The sequence below is a fragment of the Vibrio anguillarum genome, assembly GCF_001989995.2.
Lineage (GTDB): Bacteria > Pseudomonadota > Gammaproteobacteria > Enterobacterales > Vibrionaceae > Vibrio > Vibrio anguillarum.
Genome location: NZ_JAHGUP010000053.1, coordinates 1 through 312, shown reverse-complemented (window position 1 = coordinate 312; position 312 = coordinate 1). Strand labels below are relative to the sequence as shown.

Genomic DNA, 312 nt, shown 5'->3' with positions numbered 1-312 from the left:
GTGATGGTCACTTGTTGCTCTGTGCCGTCTGCCGATTTCACCGTGAAGGTTTCAGTCAGCGGGGTCGAGTCCACGTTCAACGCGTCGACCGTCTCGTTGCTGTTATCCAGCACGTAGGTCCACTTGCCGTTCGCATCCACACTGAACGTGCCGTACTGGCCCGCCGCATCGGTTTGCGCCTGGAACACGTTGTCTGTGTTGTCCACGTCGCTTGCGAGCAAGGTGCCCGTCGCGGTGTTATCCGCCGCGTCTTCGGTCACGCTGCCGCTATCATCGCCTGTGATTTTCGCGCCGTCGTTCGCACCATTGATG

Annotated in this window: 1 protein-coding gene; it reads right to left on the bottom strand. The window is 59.6% G+C overall.

The window, feature by feature from the left end:
- The coding region (locus PL85_RS13160) for a VCBS domain-containing protein (protein ID WP_215809354.1) at window positions 1-312 on the bottom strand (312 nt) is incomplete at both ends.